This window comes from Kitasatospora sp. NPDC042419 (genome assembly GCF_056437345.1).
This window is the reverse complement of sequence record NZ_JBWKAW010000006.1, coordinates 1-18,297: the sequence shown is the minus strand read 5'-3', so window position 1 is coordinate 18,297 and position 18,297 is coordinate 1. Positions and strand designations below refer to the sequence as shown.

At 72.9% G+C, this 18,297-nt stretch carries 20 protein-coding genes and 1 pseudogene; 10 read left to right on the top strand and 11 right to left on the bottom strand.

Going from position 1 to position 18,297, the window contains the following annotated elements:
- The first annotated feature begins 57 nt into the window (after positions 1 to 57).
- Positions 58 to 963 carry a Vgb family protein gene (locus AC067J_RS14490; RefSeq protein WP_478299023.1) on the top strand — a complete coding sequence of 302 codons (906 nt, stop codon included), beginning with the start codon at positions 58 to 60 and terminating at the stop codon, positions 961 to 963.
- Between the two features lie 240 nt (positions 964 to 1,203).
- Here AC067J_RS14490 and AC067J_RS14485 read toward each other — a convergent pair whose 3' ends face one another.
- A complete protein-coding gene (locus AC067J_RS14485) occupies positions 1,204 to 2,841 on the bottom strand; it encodes an amidohydrolase (protein WP_478299021.1) in 1,638 nt (545 codons plus the stop codon).
- A 129-nt stretch (positions 2,842 to 2,970) separates the two neighbouring features.
- Entirely contained in the window at positions 2,971 to 4,527 is a 1,557-nt protein-coding gene (locus tag AC067J_RS14480) for an APC family permease (protein WP_478299532.1), read from the bottom strand.
- Positions 4,528 to 4,845: 318 nt separating this feature from the next.
- On the opposite strand from AC067J_RS14480, the pseudogene AC067J_RS14475 reads away from it, so the two are divergent.
- The 6 genes and pseudogenes from AC067J_RS14475 to AC067J_RS14450 all read left to right on the top strand — a co-directional run.
- Positions 4,846 to 5,541: pseudogene (locus tag AC067J_RS14475) on the top strand (TetR/AcrR family transcriptional regulator); the annotation flags it as partial.
- 286 nt (positions 5,542 to 5,827) lie between these two features.
- Complete coding sequence (locus AC067J_RS14470) at positions 5,828 to 7,222, top strand: NAD(P)/FAD-dependent oxidoreductase (protein ID WP_478299019.1); 1,395 nt, start codon at positions 5,828 to 5,830, stop codon at positions 7,220 to 7,222.
- A gap of 103 nt (positions 7,223 to 7,325) precedes the next feature.
- On the top strand, positions 7,326 to 7,676 hold the full coding sequence (locus AC067J_RS14465; RefSeq protein WP_478299017.1) for a cupin domain-containing protein: 351 nt from the start codon (positions 7,326 to 7,328) through the stop codon (positions 7,674 to 7,676).
- 252 nt (positions 7,677 to 7,928) lie between these two features.
- Complete coding sequence (locus AC067J_RS14460; RefSeq protein WP_478299015.1) at positions 7,929 to 8,690, top strand: methyltransferase domain-containing protein; 762 nt, start codon at positions 7,929 to 7,931, stop codon at positions 8,688 to 8,690.
- Positions 8,691 to 8,907: 217 nt separating this feature from the next.
- Complete coding sequence (locus tag AC067J_RS14455; RefSeq protein WP_478299014.1) at positions 8,908 to 9,297, top strand: nuclear transport factor 2 family protein; 390 nt, start codon at positions 8,908 to 8,910, stop codon at positions 9,295 to 9,297.
- 348 nt (positions 9,298 to 9,645) lie between these two features.
- Positions 9,646 to 10,221: a TetR/AcrR family transcriptional regulator gene (locus AC067J_RS14450; RefSeq protein WP_478299012.1), complete on the top strand. Its 576-nt coding sequence runs from the start codon at positions 9,646 to 9,648 to the stop codon at positions 10,219 to 10,221.
- Between the two features lie 67 nt (positions 10,222 to 10,288).
- Here AC067J_RS14450 and AC067J_RS14445 read toward each other — a convergent pair whose 3' ends face one another.
- The 3 genes from AC067J_RS14445 to AC067J_RS14435 all read right to left on the bottom strand — a co-directional run bounded on the left by AC067J_RS14445 (position 10,289) and on the right by AC067J_RS14435 (position 13,049).
- Entirely contained in the window at positions 10,289 to 11,005 is a 717-nt protein-coding gene (locus AC067J_RS14445; RefSeq protein WP_478299011.1) for a hypothetical protein, read from the bottom strand.
- 324 nt (positions 11,006 to 11,329) lie between these two features.
- Positions 11,330 to 12,259, bottom strand: coding sequence for an aminoglycoside phosphotransferase family protein (locus AC067J_RS14440; protein ID WP_478299009.1), 930 nt, complete (start codon positions 12,257 to 12,259; stop codon positions 11,330 to 11,332).
- 127 nt (positions 12,260 to 12,386) lie between these two features.
- Positions 12,387 to 13,049, bottom strand: a complete 663-nt coding sequence (locus tag AC067J_RS14435; protein ID WP_478299008.1) for a hypothetical protein — start codon at positions 13,047 to 13,049, stop codon at positions 12,387 to 12,389.
- Positions 13,050 to 13,424: 375 nt separating this feature from the next.
- Between AC067J_RS14435 and AC067J_RS14430 the strand changes: the two genes are divergently transcribed.
- Positions 13,425 to 13,910 carry a DUF1877 family protein gene (locus AC067J_RS14430; protein WP_478299006.1) on the top strand — a complete coding sequence of 162 codons (486 nt, stop codon included), beginning with the start codon at positions 13,425 to 13,427 and terminating at the stop codon, positions 13,908 to 13,910.
- Positions 13,911 to 14,021: 111 nt separating this feature from the next.
- Here the strand turns inward: AC067J_RS14430 and AC067J_RS14425 are convergent, their stop codons facing one another.
- Entirely contained in the window at positions 14,022 to 14,147 is a 126-nt protein-coding gene (locus AC067J_RS14425) for a hypothetical protein (RefSeq protein ID WP_478299004.1), read from the bottom strand.
- 178 nt (positions 14,148 to 14,325) lie between these two features.
- On the opposite strand from AC067J_RS14425, the gene AC067J_RS14420 reads away from it, so the two are divergent.
- A complete protein-coding gene (locus AC067J_RS14420; RefSeq protein WP_478299002.1) occupies positions 14,326 to 15,423 on the top strand; it encodes a winged helix DNA-binding domain-containing protein in 1,098 nt (365 codons plus the stop codon).
- A 9-nt stretch (positions 15,424 to 15,432) separates the two neighbouring features.
- Here AC067J_RS14420 and AC067J_RS14415 read toward each other — a convergent pair whose 3' ends face one another.
- The 5 genes from AC067J_RS14415 to AC067J_RS14395 form a co-directional block, all read right to left on the bottom strand.
- Positions 15,433 to 16,005, bottom strand: a complete 573-nt coding sequence (locus AC067J_RS14415) for a hypothetical protein (protein WP_478299000.1) — start codon at positions 16,003 to 16,005, stop codon at positions 15,433 to 15,435.
- Positions 16,006 to 16,259: 254 nt separating this feature from the next.
- Positions 16,260 to 16,466, bottom strand: coding sequence for a DUF397 domain-containing protein (locus tag AC067J_RS14410; RefSeq protein ID WP_478298998.1), 207 nt, complete (start codon positions 16,464 to 16,466; stop codon positions 16,260 to 16,262).
- A 133-nt stretch (positions 16,467 to 16,599) separates the two neighbouring features.
- On the bottom strand, positions 16,600 to 16,806 hold the full coding sequence (locus AC067J_RS14405; protein ID WP_478298996.1) for a DUF397 domain-containing protein: 207 nt from the start codon (positions 16,804 to 16,806) through the stop codon (positions 16,600 to 16,602).
- A 153-nt stretch (positions 16,807 to 16,959) separates the two neighbouring features.
- Complete coding sequence (locus AC067J_RS14400) at positions 16,960 to 17,166, bottom strand: DUF397 domain-containing protein (protein ID WP_478298994.1); 207 nt, start codon at positions 17,164 to 17,166, stop codon at positions 16,960 to 16,962.
- Positions 17,156 to 18,091 (bottom strand): helix-turn-helix domain-containing protein, encoded by a 936-nt coding sequence (locus AC067J_RS14395; RefSeq protein WP_478298992.1) that lies wholly within the window; start codon positions 18,089 to 18,091, stop codon positions 17,156 to 17,158. Before AC067J_RS14395 ends, AC067J_RS14400 begins: the two co-directional genes overlap by 11 nt.
- A gap of 21 nt (positions 18,092 to 18,112) precedes the next feature.
- Here AC067J_RS14395 and AC067J_RS14390 point away from each other — a divergent pair.
- A partial coding sequence (locus tag AC067J_RS14390; protein WP_478298991.1) for a hypothetical protein occupies positions 18,113 to 18,297 on the top strand: 185 nt, incomplete at its 3' end.

The following is an 18,297-nucleotide window of genomic DNA, read 5'->3' as shown; positions in this document are numbered from 1 at the left end:
GTCGCGGGGCGTGGGGTTAGGTGACCGTGGTCCCCCTTCCTCTCCCCAGGAGTCGCCATGACCGTCCAGGAACAGCTCCCCGCCGGCACGATCCTGCTCAGCGACTCGCAGGCCTTCAGCTGTGCCGGGGCGGTGTTCCGTGTCGACCCCGCCACCGGTGCGGTGCGCCTGCTCTCGGTGGCCGGCGACCTCCAGGGGGCGACCGGGATCGCCGTCGGGGCGGGCGGCGACGTGCTGGTGACCAAGGACCGGCCCTTCCCGGGCGGCGGCGCCCTGCTGCGGATCTCGGCGGTCTCGGGGAAGCAGACGGAGGTGTCCGCGGACGGCCGGTTCGCGAGCCCGGTCGGTGTCGCCGTCGAGGCGGGCGGCGGCGTCCTGGTCGCCGACCTCTTCGCGACCGGTCCCGGCGCCGTGCTCCGCGTCGACCCCGCCACCGGCGGGCAGAGCGTGCTGGCGCCGGGCGACGCCGGCGGCAACCCGCCGCAGCGGCCCGCCGGCCTCTGCGTGGCACCGGACGGCTCGGTCCTCGTCGTCGAACAGGCCGGCCCCGCCGCCGAACGGGACCACGCGGCCCGGGTGGTGCGGATCGACCCGGCCAGCGGCGCGCGGACCACGGTGGCGGAGGGCGGGGAGCTGCGCAGCCCCGTGGACGTGGCGGTCGACGGCTACGGCGGGATCCTGGTGGTCGACGCCAACGCGTTCGACGGCTTCGGCGGCGGCGTGATCAGGGTGGACCCGGTGACGGGTGCGCAGAGCGTGGTGGCCTCCGGCGGCGGCTTCGTCGCGCCGGGTTCGCTCGCGATCGAAGCCGACGGCAACCTGCTGATCACCGACAACGAGGCGCTGGACGGCATCCGGGTCCTCTTCCGGGTCGACCGGGCGACCGGTGAGCAGCAGGTGATCGCCTCGGGCGGGGACTTCCGGGCCCTGAGCGGGGTGGCGGTCGTCCCGGCGGCCCCGTAGGTCCGGGCGCGCCCGACGCTTCAGGGGCCGGGGAGCCCGGGGTGCCCTGGGCGGGGACCCGGACACCGGGGAGTCCGGGGAGCCCTGGACGAGGGCCCGGGCGCCCGGGGGGGCTCCACGAGGACGGCGCCCGAACGGGTCGCGTCCGGGCGCCGTCGGCGCCGCCCTCGCAGGGGGCAGTCGGGGGGCGGCCGCCGGAGGTGGCGGCCGGGAGCGGCGGCCGGGAGCAGCCGCCGGGGGTCAGTCGGCCGCGTGGACCAGCGTCCCGCCGACGTACGTCCGCAGGACCCGGGCCCGGGCGATCTCCTCGGCCGGGGCCGTGAAGACGTCGCGGTCGAGGACGACCAGGTCGGCGAGGTGGCCGGCCCGCAGGCTGCCGGCGTCGTCGTGGCCGTTCACATGGGCCGCGCCGGCCGTGTAGGCGGCGACGGCGGAGGCGAGGTCGAGCCGCTGCTCGGGGAGGAACACCCGGCCGTCGGTCGCCTCCGGCTCCATCCGGTTCACGGCCACGTGGATCCCGGCGATCGGGTCCGGGCTGCTCACCGGCCAGTCGCTGCCCGCCGCGAGGGTGGCACCGGCCCGCTGCAGCGCGCCGAACGGGTACTGCCAGGCGGCGCGCTCGGGGCCGAGGAAGGGGATGGTCAGCTCGTCCATCTGCGGTTCGTGGGCGGCCCACAGCGGCTGGATGTTGGCGATCGCGCCGAGCCGGGCGAAGCGGGTCAGGTCGTCCGGGTGGACGACCTGGAGGTGGGCGAGGTGGTGCCGGGTGCCGCGCCACCCGTTGGCGGCGCGGGCGGCCTCGACGGCGTCGAGCGCCTCGCGCACCGCGCGGTCGCCGAGCGCGTGGAAGTGCACCTGGAAGTCGAGCGCGTCCAGTTCGGTGACGTGGGAGCGCAGCGCCACCGGGTCGACGAAGCTCAGGCCGCTGTTGCCGGTGGCGCAGCCGCAGCCGTCGAGGTACGGGCTGGTCATGGCGGCGGTGAAGTTCTCCGCGATGCCGTCCTGCATGATCTTGACGGCCGTGGCCCGGAAGCGCCCCCGGGTCAGCTCCTCGCGGCGGGCGACCAGCTCGGGGATCTGCTCGGCGCCCCGGTCGCGCTCCCACCAGAGCGCGCCGGTGACCCGGGCGGTCAGCGAGCCGTCGCGGGCGGCGGTGCGGTAGGCGTCGGAGGGGTCGGGCTGGCCGTTGAACGCGCCGAGCAGCGCGTCCTGCCAGCCGGTGATGCCGAGGGAGTGCAGCAGCCGCTGCGCCCGCAGCAGGCCGGCCAGCCGGTCGGCGGCGGTCTGGGGCGGGACGAGCCTGGCAACCAGTCCGGTGGCGCCCTCCTGGAGGACGCCGCTCGGGGTGCCGTCGCCGTCGCGCTCGATCCGGCCGTCGGCCGGGTCCGGGGTGTTCCGGTCGAGGCCGGCCAGTTCGAGCGCGCGGCTGTTGACCCAGGCGCCGTGGTGGTCCCGGTTGGTCAGGTAGACCGGCCGGTCCGGGACGACGGAGTCGAGGAGCCGGCGGTCGGGCAGGCCGCCCTCGAAGCTCTCCAGGGACCAGCCGCTGCCGGTGATCCAGGGCCGGTCGGGGTGGGCGTCGGCGTACTCGCGCACCCGCCGCAGGTACTCCTCGACGCCGACCGTGCCGGTCAGGTCGCACTCGGCGAGTTCCTGGCCGCCGCCGACGGCGTGGATGTGCGCGTCCTGGAACCCGGGGAGCAGCAGCTTGCCGGTCAGGTCGACCACCTCGGTCCCCGGTCCGATCAGCTCCCTCACCTCGTCGTGGCCGACGGCCGTGATGCGCTCGCCGGTGACGGCGAGGCTGGTCGCGCGGGTGCGGGCGGGGTCCCCGGTGTGGACTGGTCCGTGGGTGAAGAGCAGATCGGCCTTGGTCATGGATGGTGCTCCAAGTCGGTTTCGTGACGGGCCGGGGGTGCCCGGCCGGGGTGGGGCTCGGCGGCCCGCGGCGGCCTGCGGACGGGCCGCCGCCGGCCGCCGCGAGCGCCGGACGGGTCAGCGGACGGGTCAGGTGGTGCTGCCGGTCCCGGTGCTGCCGGTGCTGCCGGTGGAGGCGGTGGCACGGGCGGTACCGGTCGGGCCGTCGGCCGGGAGGTACGCCGCGGCGCCGTGGACCGCCGTGCCGTCGAGCGCGGTGCCGTCGGCCCCGCCGGACTGCGGGAAGAAGTACGGGGATCGGCGGTACCAGCGGGACCAGGCGGCGGCGACCAGTCCGGAAGCGATCATCAGTCCGGGCACCAGCAGGTTGAACCAGCCGTTGTCGGGGGTCGCCTCGAAGTGGTCGGCGGAGACGTAGAACGTCCGGACCAGGTACCCGCCGACGGCCAGCAGGACTGCCGCGCCCACCAGTGGCGCCACGACCGCGCGCAGCCCCTCCGCCGGAGCGGTCCGCAGCAGGTGCCGGAAGCGGACGGCGGCGGCGATCGCCGTGAGCGCGTACGAGAGCGCCACGACGATGCCGATCGCGTTGACCGCGGCCGAGATCAGGTCGCCGACGACCGGGATGCCCACCGACAGCAGGGCGAGCACCACGGCGATGGCGGTGATCAGCAGGGTGGCGACGGCCGGGGTCCCGTGCTTCGGGTGCAGCCGCATCCAGACCGGGCCGAGCGTGCCGTCGCGCCCCATCGCGTACATCCCGCGGGCGGTCGGGATGACGGACGCCTGGAGCGAGGCGATCGCCGAGAAGGTCAGGGCGATCAGCGGGAGCGCCGCGAGCGGCTGGTCGGCGAGCTTCTCGCCGAAGTACGTCAGGCCCTGGGCGCCGTTGTCGGCCAGTTCCTCGACGGGCAGCACCCGCTGGAAGGCGGTGCCGGCGAGCAGGAACAGCCCGAGCATCATGGCCAGCGCGATGAATCCGGCGCGGGACGCCTCGCGCGGCTCGCGGACCTCCTCGCCGACGCTGAAGACCGATTCGAAACCCCAGTAGCAGAACACCGCGAGCACCATCCCCTGGGCGAGCGCCTCGGTCGACGGGATGTCGAAGGGGTTGAACCACTGGAGGGAGAACGGCTGATCCCCCGCGAACAGGCCCCAGAAGCAGAAGGCCAGCAGCACCGCGTACTCGAAGACCAGCAGGTACTTCTGGAGGCGGGCGGCGAGGTCCAGCCCGCGCACCGCCACCAGCGCGGCGGCGACCAGGACGACCAGGCCGATCAGGGTGCACTGGAGGGTGGAGTCCGGGTCGAGCCGCAGCCCGGCCACGCTGCGCACGCCGGCCTGGTCGGCCAGCTGGACGAGCGCCGAGCCGGTCACCGTCGTGGTGTAGGCCATGAAGACGATGGTGCCGAGGGTGTTGACCCAGCCGGAGAGGAAGCCCAGCCAGGGGTTGAGGGTTCGGCCGATCCAGCTGTAGCTGCTCCCCGCGTCGGGCTCGACGCGGTTGAGCCGCCCGTAGGCGCCGGCGATGCAGAGCACCGGGAGGAAGGCCAGCAGCATGATGGCCGGCAGGTGCAGGCCGACGACGCCGGCCGTCAGACCGAGCCCGATGCCGATGCTCGTGGTGGCCGCGGTGGTGGTCGCCGCGATGGTGACACTGCCGCCGATGCCGATGGAGCGGCGCATCGCCGCGGGGGCACCGGGGGCGCCGCTTCTCGGACCGTTGCCCGTGTCCGTGGACGTGCCGGCCAAAGGATCACCACCTTGCTCGTGGGGGGATGCGTACGGGACGCGTGGAGGGTTCGCGAGGGGACGCGAGGAGACGCGGGTTCGCGAGGAGACGCGTGGGGGGCCGTGCGGAGATCTTCGTGGGAGGGGTGTTCGTGGGGGATGCGGGGGGGTGCGTGGGGGCGTTCGTCCAGGATGCGGCCGAACGGCCGGTTGGCGAGCCATGAAACCCTTGAGCCCGTTCACACGTCAATGCTGTTGTCATAAGCTCCCGCCATGGCCGAGCGAGTTGTCCCCGAGCCGCAGCGGCGGCGCAGAAGACCCACCAAGCAGGGCGTCGTCCTGTCCGAGGAGTTGATCGTCGAGACCACGTTGCGGCTGGTCGGCCGCCACGGCGCCGAGGCGCTGACCGTCCGGCGACTCGGTGCCGCCCTCGGCGCCGACCCGAGCGCGATCTACCGCTACTTCCACAGCACCGACGACCTGCTGCTGGCCCTCGCCGACGAGTTCGTCGGCCGTGCCCAGAAGGGCTGGCAGCCCACCGGCGACTGGCGCGCCGACCTGCGCGACATCGGCCTGCGCCTGCACGCGTCCTACCAGGCCCACCCCCAGGCCGCGATACTCGCCGCCCACCGGACCACCGGGCGCGAGCACGAGATGCGGGCCGTCGAGCGGATCCTCGGCGTGCTGCGCGGGGCCGGCTTCCCGGACGCCGAAGCGGTCCGGATCTACCACGCCTTCGTCGACCAGGGCCTCGCGTTCGCGGCGCTCGACGCGGCGGCGCTCGCCCTACCGCCCGCGGCGCAGGCGGCCGACCTGGAGGTCTGGCAGGCGCGGTACGGCCGGCTGGACGCCTCCACCCACCCGAACATCGCCGCGACCGCCGGCCTGCTGGCGCTCGACATGCGGCGCAGCGGGTACCCGTTCGCGCTGGAGCTGCTGCTGGAGGCGGCGGCCGCCCGGCTGGCGGCGACGGGCGGGGGCGGCGGTACGGGCACCGGCGCGGGCACCGGCGCGGGCGGCGGGGACGGCGGGAGCGGCAGGGGTACGGGCGGGGGCGGTACGGGCGTGGGCGGCGCCGGTACGGGCAGGGGCCGGGGTGCGGGCGGGGCCTAGAACCCGACGTCGGAGGGGGTGCGGGCGGGCCCGCGTCGCGCCGGCGAGGCTTATGTCAACGCTATTGACCTAGTGGTGGACCCGAAGGTCTCATGGCGGGAACCGGAGGCCCGCCCCCTCCCAGCACCAGAGGAGTTCCCCCATGGACCCCGTCCGCGCCCTCCAGGACGCCCTGCCCACTCCGTTCTGGCTGGACGGCCCCGACCGCCCCCGGCCGCTCCCCGCCCTGGTCGGCCCCACCCGGTGCGACCTGCTGGTCGTCGGCGGCGGCTACGCCGGCCTCTGGACCGCCCTGATCGCCAAGGAGCGCGACCCCTCCCTCGACGTCGTCCTGGTCGAGGGGCACGAGGTCGGCTGGGCCGCGTCCGGGCGCAACGGCGGCTTCTGCGAGGCCAGCCTCACCCACGGCCTCGGCAACGGCCACCAGCGCTGGCCCGGCGAGCTCACCCGCCTGGAGCGCCTCGGCGCCGAGAACCTGCAGGCCATCGAGGACACCCTCACCCGCCACGGCATCGACTGCGACTGGCAGCGGTCCGGTTCGATGACCGTCGCGACCGAGCCGCACCAGCTCGACGAGCTGCGCGAGTACGCCGCCCTCGCCGCCCGCCACGGCACCGAGCTCACCCTGCTCGACACCGACGCCGTCCGCGCCGAGATCGACTCCCCGACCTTCCTCGGCGCCGCCTGGGACCGCGACGGCGTCGCCATGGTCGACCCCGCGCGCCTCGCCTGGGGCCTCAAGCGGGCCTGCCTGGACCTCGGCGTCCGCATCCACGAGAACACCCGAGCCCTCTCCCTCGCCGAGTCCGGCCCCGGCGTCGCGGTCCGCACCCCGTACGGCCGGGTCCTCGCCCGGCGCGTCGCCCTCGCGACCAACGCCTTCCCGTCGCTGCTCCGGCGCCACCGCCCGTACACCGTGCCGGTCTACGACTACGCGCTGATGACCGAGCCGCTCAGCGCGGAGCAGCTCGCCGCCGTCGGCTGGCGCAACCGCCAGGGCTTCGCCGACTCCGCCAACCAGTTCCACTACGTCCGGCTCTCCGCCGACAACCGCATCCTGTGGGGCGGCTACGACGCGGTCTACCACTACCGCGGCCGGGTGCGCGCCGAGCACGACCAGCGCCCGCAGACCTTCGCCACCCTCGCCCGGCACTTCGCCCGCACCTTCCCGCAGCTGGCGGACGTGCGCTTCACCCACGCCTGGGGCGGCGCCATCGACACCTGCACCCGCTTCTCCGCCTTCTTCGACCTCTCGCACCGCGGCCGGGTCGCGTACACCGCCGGCTTCACCGGCCTCGGGGTCGGCGCCACCCGGTTCGGCGCCGAGGTCATGCTCGACCTGCTGGCCGGCGAGCACACGGAGCGGACCGGACTGGAGATGGTGCGCCGCAAGCCGCTACCCTTCCCGCCCGAGCCGGTGCGCTGGGCCGGCATCGGCCTGACCAAGTGGTCCCTGGCCAGGGCCGACGAGCGCGCGGGCCACCGCAACCTCTGGCTCAGGAGCCTGGACCGCCTCGGTCTGGGCTTCGACAGCTGACCCGGCCGACCCGCTCGACCTGCTCGACCCGCTCGACCCGGCTGCCAGGGCTCCGCGCCGCCTGCCACCCGCCACCGCCCCCACGTCACCAAGGAAGCACCCCATGACCGCCAGCTTCGCCGTGAACATCCCCGACGCCGACCTGGAGATCGAGCCCCTCGACCCGGCGCAGATCGTCTCCGGCACCCCGCAGATCACCGGCAAGGTCCTCCGGGAGTCCGCCGACGGCCGCCAGATCCAGGGGATCTGGCAGATCACCCCGGGCGTCGTGACCGACACCGAGGCGGAGGAGCTGTTCGTGGTGATCAGCGGCCGGGCCACCATCGAGTTCGAGAACGGCCCGACCCTCCACGTGGGCCCCGGCGACGCCGCGATCCTCCACGAGGGCGACCGCACCACCTGGACGGTGCACGAGACGCTCCGCAAGGCGTACAGCATCACCCTCAGCTCCTGAGCCCTCGGGTTCCGGACCGTCGACCCCGGGCCCTCGCCCCTGCTCCTCCCCCGGCATCCCGTGTGCCGGGGGAACCGGGCGGCGAGGGCCCGGGGCGCGCCCACCGGTGGGCGACGGCGTCCACCTGCCCGACCTCCTGCCGTCCCGGGACGGTGTGGTCACCGAGGGCCGCACCGACTCGCCCGTACCGATGACGTCCCGTGCCGACTCGCCCGTGCCGTTGACGTCCCGTGCCGTTGAAAGAGGAGAACCGTGTCCGAGACCGAAGAAGCGATACACCGGTTACTGGTGGACTCCGCTCAGCCGCCCCCGGACGGCCTGGTGGCGGATCTGGGGTGCGGACGCGGACCCACGCTCGCGGCCTTCGCCCACCGGTTCCCCGCCGCCCGTCTGATCGGGTTCGACCGGTCGGCCGCCGCTGTCGAGGCCGCCCGGACCGTGCTGGCCGACCACCCCGGCGGCACCGACCTGCGGGTGGCCGACCTCGACGAGCCGCTCCCCCTCGCGGACGGCAACGTCGACGCGGTGGTCTCCTACAACGTCCTGGAGTGCCTGGCGGATCCGGCCGCGCTCCTGCGCGAGGTGGCGCGGGTGCTGCGGCCGGGCGGACGCGCGGTGGTGGCCCACATCGACTTCGACTCGCTGATGATCGCGGGCGCGCCCCGGGAACTGGACCGCCGGGTCTGCCACGCCTTCACCGACGACCAGCAGCCGTGGATGGAGAACGTCGACGGCCGGATCGGCCGCAAGCTCCCCGGACTGCTCGGGGCCTCACCGCTGGCGGTCGAGGCCGTCGTCCCCCTGGTGACCACCTCGGCCGAGCTGTCCGGCCATGCCGCCCGCCGGGTCGGCCACATCCGCGAGGCGCTGGCGGACTCCGCGTCCCGGGGTCGGAGTCCGGTCTCCCCGGCGGAGATCGCGGACTGGGACGCGGCCCTCCGGCAGGCGGCCGCCGAGGGACGGTTCTTCTTCGCCGAGACGGCCGTGGCCGTCGTCGCCCGGGCGCGCTCCTGACGGGCCTGACGGACCTGACGGGCCGGACCCGGCGCGCGGACCTGGTGGCCCGAGCCGGGCAGGACGACCCGGTCCGGCTCCAGACGGTCCCGCCGGACTCGCCCTTGCCGCGCTGGTCCGGGGCGACCGCCCGCCCCTCGGCGCCGCCCCCGGCGCTCCGAACGTCGGCGTCCGCCGGTCCGCGAACGGCACGTGAGCGTGCTGGTACCTTCTGCGCATGGCTGACTTCGACGCGGTGGCCGACGCCTTCGTCCGGCACTACTACGGCGCCTTCGACGGCGGCCCCGAGACGCGGGCCGGGCTGGAGGACCTCTACCGGCCCGAGTCCGTGCTCACCTGGGAGAGCCGGCGGGTACAGGGCGCCACCGGCATCGCCGCAGCCCTGAACAGGCCCGAACTGGCCGCCGTCAAGCACCGCATCAGCACCGTGGACGCACAGCCGTCACCCGGGGGCGGCGTGCTGGTGACGGTCGTCGGCACGATCGCGGTCGACAGCGCCTTCGACAAGCCGATGCTGTTCAGCGAGGTGTTCAACCTCCTGCCGATCCCCGGCCAGGAGGGCGGCTTCTACGTCCACAACCAGATCGCGCGTCTCATCCTCGGCTGACGGCTCGCCACCGACAACCAGGACCGACGCCCGCCGACCGACGCCCGCCGACCGCCGACCGACCACGGCGGCACCGGGTGGCTCTTGACGATCAGTTCGTCGATCTCGGGCAGCAGCGCGCCGGCCAGGGTACCCGCCGCCGCAGAGCCAGACGTCCTGGCCCTCCTCCTGCTTGAGCGCGCGAACCGGCGCGAGCGGGTCCGTGCCGACGACGGTGACGGTCACGGTGCCGGTGCCGGTGCCGGTGCCGGCCGGATCGGAGTGCACGAGCTTTCGCATGCACTTCCTTCATCTGTAGTACTCTGACCGAAGTAGTTGAAACGTAGTACTACGACTGGAGTGGTGTCAGTGGCGCGCAGGAACGCCGAGCGACGGGCCGCTCTGGTCGACGCCGCGATCGAGGTGCTGGCCAGGGAGGGCGCCCGCGGGCTGACCTTCCGGGCGGTCGACGCCGAGGCCGCCGTCCCCGTCGGCACCGCCTCCAACTACTTCGCCAACCGGGACGACCTGCTCACCCAGGCCAGCGCCCGGGTCTACGAGCGCCTCCGCCCCGACGAGTCGGCCATCGCCCGCCAGCAGGCGGGCGCGACGGACCGGGAGTCGTACGTGGCGTCGATGCACGAACTCGTCGACCGGGTCAGCGCGTTCCGCACCGGCTACCTGGCGCTGCTCGAACTCCGGCTCGAAGCGACCCGCCGCCCGGACCTGCGGGCCGTCCTGACCGAACGGGTCCGCGCCGACCTCGACGCGAACATCGCCTACCACATCGCCTCCGGCCTGCCCGGCGACGAGAACACCGTCCGGCTGCTCTACCTGGCGTTCAACTGGCTGATCGTGGAACAGCTCACCCTGCCCGAGGTCCTCTCGGAAGCCGAGCGCCACGAACTCGTCAACGCCGCGGTCGACCGCCTCGTGACGGACTGACCGGACCGTGACGGACTGACCGGACCGACCGGACCGGCCTCCCCGCGGCGGCTCGGCGGTCGGCGAATCACAACAGGGGATACCAGGAGGCGCTGGAAACCTCGTCGATGGCAGCCTGGTCCTCCGTCACGTCGCGCGCGACGAAAGCCGGGTTCCTCGTCTGAGGATCCGGCCCGTGCAGGTACCAGGCGCGGTGGAACTTGTCGATCTCGCCGAGGTGGTTGGCGGTCACGTTTCCGATGTCCCTGCTCGGGACGCTGAGCCCCGGCTCCATGAAGATGTTCATGGCGACCTGCCCGTGGGGGGTGAATCCCGTCCCCGCGAGCGTGAAGTCCGTGCTCAGCTGGGTTCGTTCCTTCGTGTGGGAGAGGTTGAGGTTCAGCGGGTTCTTCGCCCGGACCTCGGGATGCACGTCGAACCCGCGGCGCGAGTCCCACACCACCTCGTACTCCCGCCCGGCGTCGTCCAGGAACACGCCACGGAGCCTTGCCCCTTGGCCGGTCAGGGCGCCGGTCACCGTCTGGATCTCCGGGGGAAGCCTGACACCTTGCTGCTCGAAGAACGAGCGGCCGCCTTCACGCGCGCCGCGTGCCATGGCCTCGTCGTCGCGCAACCGGTCGAGTAAGGACAGAAGCTTCTCGTCCCGCCCGAGCGACAACAGGACGGTGTGGATCCTCAGCTCGTTGTTGAGGTTCCGAAGCTCCTCGTTGATGCAGTCAACGCGATGCGCATGCTGGCGGAGGTCGCTCTCCAGCCTTCGGCGTTGTTCATCCGGGGACAACATGTGGTCCGCAACCTTTCCCGCACCCTTCCCTCCCCGCCCTCGGGTGCGATTCGAGCAGTTCCCCGCGTCCTGCGGCCGTTCGAACAGCGGACGCCGGCGTTCTCGGTACTCGATTTCTCCCAAGCTATGCCCGGGACACGACGTACGCCACTTGCGTCGGTCGCTCCGGCGTGGAGCCGCGACGGGCCGGGGGTCGGACACGGAGGCTTCCGGGGAATGCGCCGGCTGTGCGCCTCCCGACGGTCCGGCCCGTCGAACAGTCGAGACGTCAGTCAGTCGACGGGTCGGACCTGTCCGGGGAACCGCTCATGAACATCATCACCGTCAGTCGACGACAGGGTCGTCGAGGACTTCGGTGAGGACCCGGGCCTGGAGACCCTCGGGGTCGGGGCTGGAGAGGCCGGCCATCGTCGCCAGCGCCTTCCACAGCGCCCACCCGCGAGCCCGCCGCCAGGCGTCGTCGGGGAGGCCGACGGCCTCCCGGAAGGCCTTCCGCTCGTCGCCGCCGAAGTACGTCCAGGCCATGACGAGGTCGCAGGCCGGGTCGCCGACGCCGCAGGTGCCGAAGTCGATGACGGCGGAGAGCCTTCCGCCGCCGGTGAGGAGGTTCCCCGGGGCGACGTCACCGTGGAACCACACCGGGGGCAACGGCCAGGCCGTGGTCAGGGCGCTCCGCCAGACGGCCGTGCAGGCGGCGGCGTCGACGGAGTCCCCGAGCAGGACGAGGGCGCGCTCCACCTCGTCGGCGTAGGCGCTCGGGTGGCAGCCCCGGAAGTACGAGTGGCGGCCGCCGGCCGGTCCTCGCTCGGCCGGAACCGCGCGGAGGGCGGTCAGGAACGCGCCGAGGTCGTGGGCCAGTCGGACACGGTCGACGGCGCCGGAGCCCGTGGCGGCCGTGGCGGCCGTGGACGCCCCGGAGGCCGTCGGGGCCGCGGCGGCGTCGACGGTGTCGCCCGGCAGCCAGCGCCGGACCGACCACGGGAAGGGGTAGCCCTCCCCCGGGCGGCCGGACGCGACCGGCTCCGGCACGGGCACCGGCAGGTGCGCCGCCAGGAGCGGGAGGCAGCGCTCCTCCTTCTCGACGGCGGCGACGTAGCCTTCGGCGCTCGGCAGGCGCACGGTCAGGTCGTCGCCGAGCCTGAAGGTGCGGTTGTCCCAGCCCTGGCGCGCGACCGGCCGGACCGGAAGGGCGCCCCACGCGGGGAACTGCGCGGAGACCAGCGCACGGACGAGTTCGGCGGTGATGTCGGCCACCGGCGGAGTGTGTACCCGACCTTCCGTGCGCCGCAACCGAATTCCGGGCGGAGGATCTCACCCCCGCCCGGAGGCGGCGTGATTGACGTCGCGTCAGAATCACGCCGGACCAACGGACTTGCGGACGTCAGGCGTCCGGGTTCGCGCCCTGCTGGACGCGCTTGATCCGCTCCGCCTGCAGCGTGCTGAACTGCTGCAGGGTCTTGTGGTCGGCCTCGTCCTCGTCGAGCTCGATCAGGGCCACCACGGTGCCGACCCGCATCACCATGGACGAGGCGACGACCCCGCTCGCGGAGTCGGACGAGTCGGCGGGCTCCTCGAAGCCCTGCGACTGGTCGGCGGCCACCTTCAGCTTGATCGCACGCGTGTCGCTGTCGTCCTTCTCCACCGACGCCGCCAGCGCCTCGTAGACGGGGCCGGCGTTCTCCACGGAGTCGAAGGTCAGCAGGGTGAAGCGGATGTCGTTGTCGGTGTTGGAGGACTGCTCGTAGCGGACGGAGCCGCCGAGCTGGAGACCCGCGCAGCTGATCGACAGCTTCTTCCGGCAGGTGCTGGACGCCTCGGACTGCTCGATGACCTGCGGCGGCTTCGCGCCGGAGGAGAGCCCCCACCCCGAGGGGAGCGAGGCCTTGCTCGGCATGGCGTCCCGCACCTGGTCCGGCTCGGACAGCGCCACCGCGGCCCGGACCGCCGCTCCGCCGCCCGAACTGCACGCGCCCGCCCCCAGCGCGAGCGCGGCGACCGCCCCCGCCAGTGCGAGACTGCGCCCGTGCCGCTTCAACTTGTCCATGTCGGTGCCCCGTTTCGTTCTTCACCTCAAGATCAGCAGCGCACATCAAACCACATGATCACCTGATGGTTTCGGCTCGTCATCGACGCCGGGGTGCGGTCCTGACCGGGCCGAGCGGCCTCCCCCGGGGCCGCCCCGGCCGGGCTTCCCAGGACGCCGAACCGTGCGCGCCCCGACTGATTCACCGTCCGTCCACACCCCCCGCACCACGCACCACACGCCGCACACCATCGGTGGGTGTCGGCCGCGCCGGCAGATCCGCCCGGTCGCACAACGCCGGCCACCGCACCGCCTGCACTGCCTGCACCACCTGACGCCGAATCGGATCCGGCCGGACCGTTGATCGGCGCGTCCGGACTTCCTAGGCTCACGGCCATGAGCATGAGCGGTCGGTATCTGCGGTTGAGCCCGAGCCAGTTGCAGCGCGCGGCGGCGGAGCCCGACTGGGCATGGGAACGGGTCGCCGAACTGGACGAGGACGAGGCGGCCGCCCGGGGTCGGCTGCACGAGACCGGGCGGGCCGGGCCGGTGCTCGAATTCCTGCTCCGCCGCCACGGCTTCCCCGTCGACGTCATCCACGGCGAGGAGGAACTCACCACCGCCGGGGACTGGGGCTACGGCCCGCCGCGCTGCCTCACCCCCGACCGGGTCGGCGCCGCCGACGACGCGTTCGCCGCGCTCGCGCCGGGCGCGCTGGTCGACGGCATCACCCCGGCCGAACTCGCCGCCGCCGTCCCGCTGCCCGGCGGCTGGGCGGTCGACGACTCGCTCCACCTGGCGTCCGGCCACTACCGGGCCCTCGCCGACTTCCTCCACACCACGGCCCGCTACCGGCACGCGGTCCTCGTCTGGACCACGTAGGCCCCGCCGCCCGGGCAGGGGGGGCACGCGGCGCCGTCCGTCCGGCCCCCGGTACCCCGGCCCTCGGCACCCGGCACCCCGGTTCCGGCGGACGGGCGCGGCCGGGTCAGGTCACCAGGCGGAGGTCGCCGCCCACGGGTCGGTGATCTTGTCGACGCCGGCGAGCGCGGTGAGCGTGGTCACCGGGCTGCCGCCGTCGGTGGTGGTGCCGTGGTCGAGCCGGCCCGTCACCCGCACGCATGGGCACCCGCACGCCCGTCCACCCGCCCGCCCGTCCACCCGCCCGCGCGCCCGCGCGCCGGTGTGTAGGACACCCGCTGTCCGCCATCTCTGCGACGGTGGACACCGCGCCGGGCAGATCCGGAGCACTCCCCCCGGCAGGCACCCATCCGATCCGACACGAGGAACGACCCGCATGACCGTCCTGGACACCCGCGCCCTCAACCGGGCCACCCTCGCCCGCCAGTACCTGCTCGCACGCGAGGACACCCCCGTCCGCGACGCCGTGGCGCACCTCTGCGGGATGCAGGCCCAGGAGCCCCAGGAGCCGTTCACCGGCCTGTGGTCCCGGCTGCACGCCTTCCGGCCGCAGGACTTGGACGACGCGCTCACCGGGCGCACGGTCGTACGCACGCACCTGATGCGCCGCACCGTCCACCTCGTCACCGCCGACGACGCGCTGGCCTGGCGGGCCCGCCACGACGCCATGCTGCGCCAGCGGGCCGCGGCCGTCTACCGGCGCGAACTCGCGGACGTCGACCTGGACGAGCTCGCCGCCGCCGGCCGGGCGGTCATGGCCGACGGGCAGCCCCGCACCATGGCCGAACTGGTCCGCCAGGTCGAGGACCGCTGGCCCGAACCCCCGCGCCGCGCCCTCGGCGAACTGCTCGTCGCCGCTCTCCTCCCGATGGCCCAGCTCCCGCCCCGCGGCCTGTGGCGAACCAAGGCCGGCGTCCGCAACCTGCCGCTGGCCACCTGGCTGGGGCAGGACGTCGCACCGCTCGCCGACGACGAGGGCGATCCCGTCGGACGCCGGCTCGTCCGGCGCTACCTCGCCGCCCACGGCCCCGCCGCCACCGCGGACATCCGCGCCTGGAGCGGCCTCGCCGGACTGCCCGCCGCCGTCAAGGCCGTCCGCGGGGAACTCGTCGCCTTCCGCGACGAACGCGGCCGCGAACTGCTCGACCTGCCCGACGCACCGCGCCCGGACCCGGACACCCCCGCACCCGTCCGGTTCCTGCCGGCCTTCGACAACGCGATCCTCGGCTACAACGACCGCAGCCGCATCATCGACGACGCCCACCTCGGCCTGTCCGTCGCCGGCCGGCGCGCCGTCCTCGTCGACGGACGCGTCGCCGGCACCTGGACCCTGCACGGCGAACAGCTCACCGTCACACCGCTGCGCCCGCTGTCCGCCCCGGAACGGGAGGAGGTCCACGCCGAGGCGCAGGCCCTCGCCGCCTTCCACACCGCCGACCCCGGCCGCGTGCGGATCACCGCCGAGACCGCCTGAGGGCCGGTGCTACGGCGCGGGCGGGCACACCAGGGTGGCGAAGGAGGTGGGCGAGGCGATGGGCGGCAAGGACTCGTAGACGCCCTGGCCGTACTCGTAGTAGACGTACGACAGGTAGAAGCCCACGCTCGTGGCCCAGGTGCAGTCCGCGTCCGGCACGAACCGGAAGGACACCGTCACGGTGCGGCTGTCCCCGGGCGCCACGGGGGCCGCCGGCGTGGTCAGGTTGTAGCTCATGCCGAACTGGTTGGATTCGCACCAACTGGCGGCGGTGCACCCGGTGAACTCGTGGCGGGCCACCCCGGAGCCCTCCGGAAAGAAGAAGTCGGGACTCACCGACGCGAAGAGGAAGTTCACCGGGGTGGCCTGGCGGTTGGTGAACGTCACGGACACGGTGACGATCTGACCCGGTGTCACCGTCGTACGGTCGGCGCTCATCACGAACTGCGGCGGCAGCGGTTCGGACGCGGGCGCGGGCGCGGGCGCGGCGAAAGCCTGCCCGCCGAAGCCCAGCAGGGTGAGGAACAAGGTCAGTGCGGCGACGAGGCGTACACGCCTCATCGCGGAGGCGGGTGTGGACATGGTCGCCCAGCGTAGGCGCCCACCCCCCGCCCGTCTGCCCCGCACTCCGGAAACCGGCCATGATCGAGCGCGCACGCACCGCACCGGTGACGAGGCTGTTTCGACGCCGGCACGAACGTGAAGTGGGACCTTTCCGATCCGCCGCTGAGGCTCAGGCCGCCTTCTCCCCTGAGCCCTGAAGCGCTGCATGCCGAAACACATGATTCATCCGCCCTCCCCGCTACGGCCGCCGGTCGGGACCTCCGGCGCCGGAGTCAGAGGGGCCCGAACTCCTCCGACCGAACCGCGGCAACGAAAGAACGCCAAGCCTCCACCGAGAAGACAAGCGCCGGACCCTCGGGATCCTTGGAATCGCGGACGGGGACTATGCCGGAGAGATCAGAAGCCGCCTCAACACAATCACCACCCTGCCCACTGTGGGAACTCTTGCGCCACCGGGCACCCGACAGGTCAACGTCCATGGCGTTCAGAGTCCTTCCAGACGGCGCGGGACCGGATCCTGCCTCCAATATCCCCACCCGAAGCACATCGATGCAGCCAACGAACATCGGCACCCTCCACCCCAGGATCCCGGTCGGGGCCACAGATACCGAGTCAGCCCGACCCGAACTCCTCCGACCGAACCGCGGCAACAAAAGAACGCCAAGCCTCCACCGAGAAGACAAGCGCCGGACCCTCGGGATCCTTGGAATCGCGGACGGGGACTATGCCGGAGAGATCAGAAGCCGCCTCAACACAATCACCACCCTGCCCACTGTGGGAACTCCTGCGCCACCGGGCACCCGACAGGTCAACGTCCATGGCGTTCAGAGTCCTTCCAGACGGCGCGGGACCGGATCCTGCCTCCAATATCCCCACCCGAAGCACATCGATGCAGCCAACGAACGTCGACGTCCTCCATCTCACACACGGTGGCCCCGACCAGGATCCCGGTCGGGGCCACAGATGTCCGAGTCAGAGGGACCCGAACTCCTCCGACCGAACCGCGGCGACGAAGGAACGCCAAGCCTCGACCGGGAAGACGAGCGCCGGACCCTCAGGGTCCTTGGAGTCACGGACGGGCATCACACCCTCATGGCCGTCCGCGACCTCGATGCATCCGCCCCCACCATCGCTGTGTGAACTCTTGCGCCACTTGGCGCCCGACAGGTCAACGTGCATGGCGTTCAAGTTCCTTCCGTACCTCGTGGATCACGGCCAGGCTGTCCGCGCGGGGAAGTGCGTCCACCTGTAGCCGATCGTACTTTCTCGCCCATCCGGTGACCGTCTCGGCGTCCTGCTCCAGAAATCCCCGCTGAAGCGTCTCCGTGTAGCCGACCATCGCGCGATTGGGGAGGGTCAGAAGAGTCACCGCGTGCGAGAGGGGCCGCTCCTCAGCCAGGCTGTACGGGGCGATCTGGAGGACGACATTCGGCCGGGACGAGAGCTCGTCGAGGTGTGTCAGTTGCCGGGCCATGACGGACGTGCCACCGATCGGACGTCGGAGAACGCCTTCGTCCAGGACGGCGTGGATGGTCACGGCCCGCCCCAGCAGCCGTTGCCGGACGGCGAGAAGACTCAGTCGCTCCTCCGCCTGAGCGAGCGTAGCCTCGCCGCGACGGACGATGGCGGCCTCGTACGCAGCGGAGTAGTCATGATGCTGCAGAACGCCTGGCACCAGTCCTGTTGCGAAGAACCGTATGGCGATCGCTTCGCGCTCCTTGGCCGTGTACTCCGGGAAGCCGGGAATCAGCGCCCCGTTCTTCCAGCTCCACCACAGCAGCTCAAGCGCACCGCCGGCAGCCAGCGCCTCGTCGGCTCGCTGGACGAACTTTAAGCTCGGGGCTTGCTTTGCCCGCTCCACGTTGGAGATGTAGACGCTGGAGTATCGAACCAACGTGCCAAGCCCGACCTGAGTCAGCGATCTGTTCATTCGTGACCTGCGAAGTTGAACAGCGAAAGCCGCCAGCGGAGATGACGTTGGGTCAAGTTCTGGGCAGTTCAAGATCGCTCCACTTAAAGCCCGGCCGACTAGAGAGTTGAAGCCCTTCCGATCGTAGCCCCTCCCACCCCACCATGGATACGCGTCGTAGTGATCCAGACGCACAGCGCAACCAGTGGAGCCAACATGCCCAGCTGCCCCCGCATTCCCGCCTACACCCCGGCCGTCGGCGAGGTCGTGCGCGACCTCGGCCACCGTGCTCCCACCGGCGGGGTCGTCGAAGGGGTCTACATGGACACCCTCAACGGCCTCGCCTACCTCCGGCACGAGGGCGGCGGCTGCGAGTGGACCACCAAGCCCGAGCACGTCCA

What these genes read in the sequence shown, in the direction of transcription:
- AC067J_RS14490 (WP_478299023.1), top strand. Translation starts at nt 58, where the DNA reads ATGACCGTCCAGGAACAGCTCCCCGCCGGCACGATCCTGCTCAGCGAC.
- AC067J_RS14485 (WP_478299021.1), bottom strand. Translation starts at nt 2,841, where the DNA reads ATGACCAAGGCCGATCTGCTCTTCACCCACGGACCAGTCCACACCGGG.
- AC067J_RS14480 (WP_478299532.1), bottom strand. Translation starts at nt 4,527, where the DNA reads ATGCGCCGCTCCATCGGCATCGGCGGCAGTGTCACCATCGCGGCGACC.
- AC067J_RS14470 (WP_478299019.1), top strand. Translation starts at nt 5,828, where the DNA reads ATGGACCCCGTCCGCGCCCTCCAGGACGCCCTGCCCACTCCGTTCTGG.
- AC067J_RS14465 (WP_478299017.1), top strand. Translation starts at nt 7,326, where the DNA reads ATGACCGCCAGCTTCGCCGTGAACATCCCCGACGCCGACCTGGAGATC.
- AC067J_RS14455 (WP_478299014.1), top strand. Translation starts at nt 8,908, where the DNA reads ATGGCTGACTTCGACGCGGTGGCCGACGCCTTCGTCCGGCACTACTAC.
- AC067J_RS14445 (WP_478299011.1), bottom strand. Translation starts at nt 11,005, where the DNA reads ATGTTGTCCCCGGATGAACAACGCCGAAGGCTGGAGAGCGACCTCCGC.
- AC067J_RS14435 (WP_478299008.1), bottom strand. Translation starts at nt 13,049, where the DNA reads ATGGACAAGTTGAAGCGGCACGGGCGCAGTCTCGCACTGGCGGGGGCG.
- AC067J_RS14430 (WP_478299006.1), top strand. Translation starts at nt 13,425, where the DNA reads ATGAGCATGAGCGGTCGGTATCTGCGGTTGAGCCCGAGCCAGTTGCAG.
- AC067J_RS14420 (WP_478299002.1), top strand. Translation starts at nt 14,326, where the DNA reads ATGACCGTCCTGGACACCCGCGCCCTCAACCGGGCCACCCTCGCCCGC.
- AC067J_RS14415 (WP_478299000.1), bottom strand. Translation starts at nt 16,005, where the DNA reads ATGTCCACACCCGCCTCCGCGATGAGGCGTGTACGCCTCGTCGCCGCA.
- AC067J_RS14410 (WP_478298998.1), bottom strand. Translation starts at nt 16,466, where the DNA reads ATGGACGTTGACCTGTCGGGTGCCCGGTGGCGCAAGAGTTCCCACAGT.
- AC067J_RS14405 (WP_478298996.1), bottom strand. Translation starts at nt 16,806, where the DNA reads ATGGACGTTGACCTGTCGGGTGCCCGGTGGCGCAGGAGTTCCCACAGT.
- AC067J_RS14400 (WP_478298994.1), bottom strand. Translation starts at nt 17,166, where the DNA reads ATGCACGTTGACCTGTCGGGCGCCAAGTGGCGCAAGAGTTCACACAGC.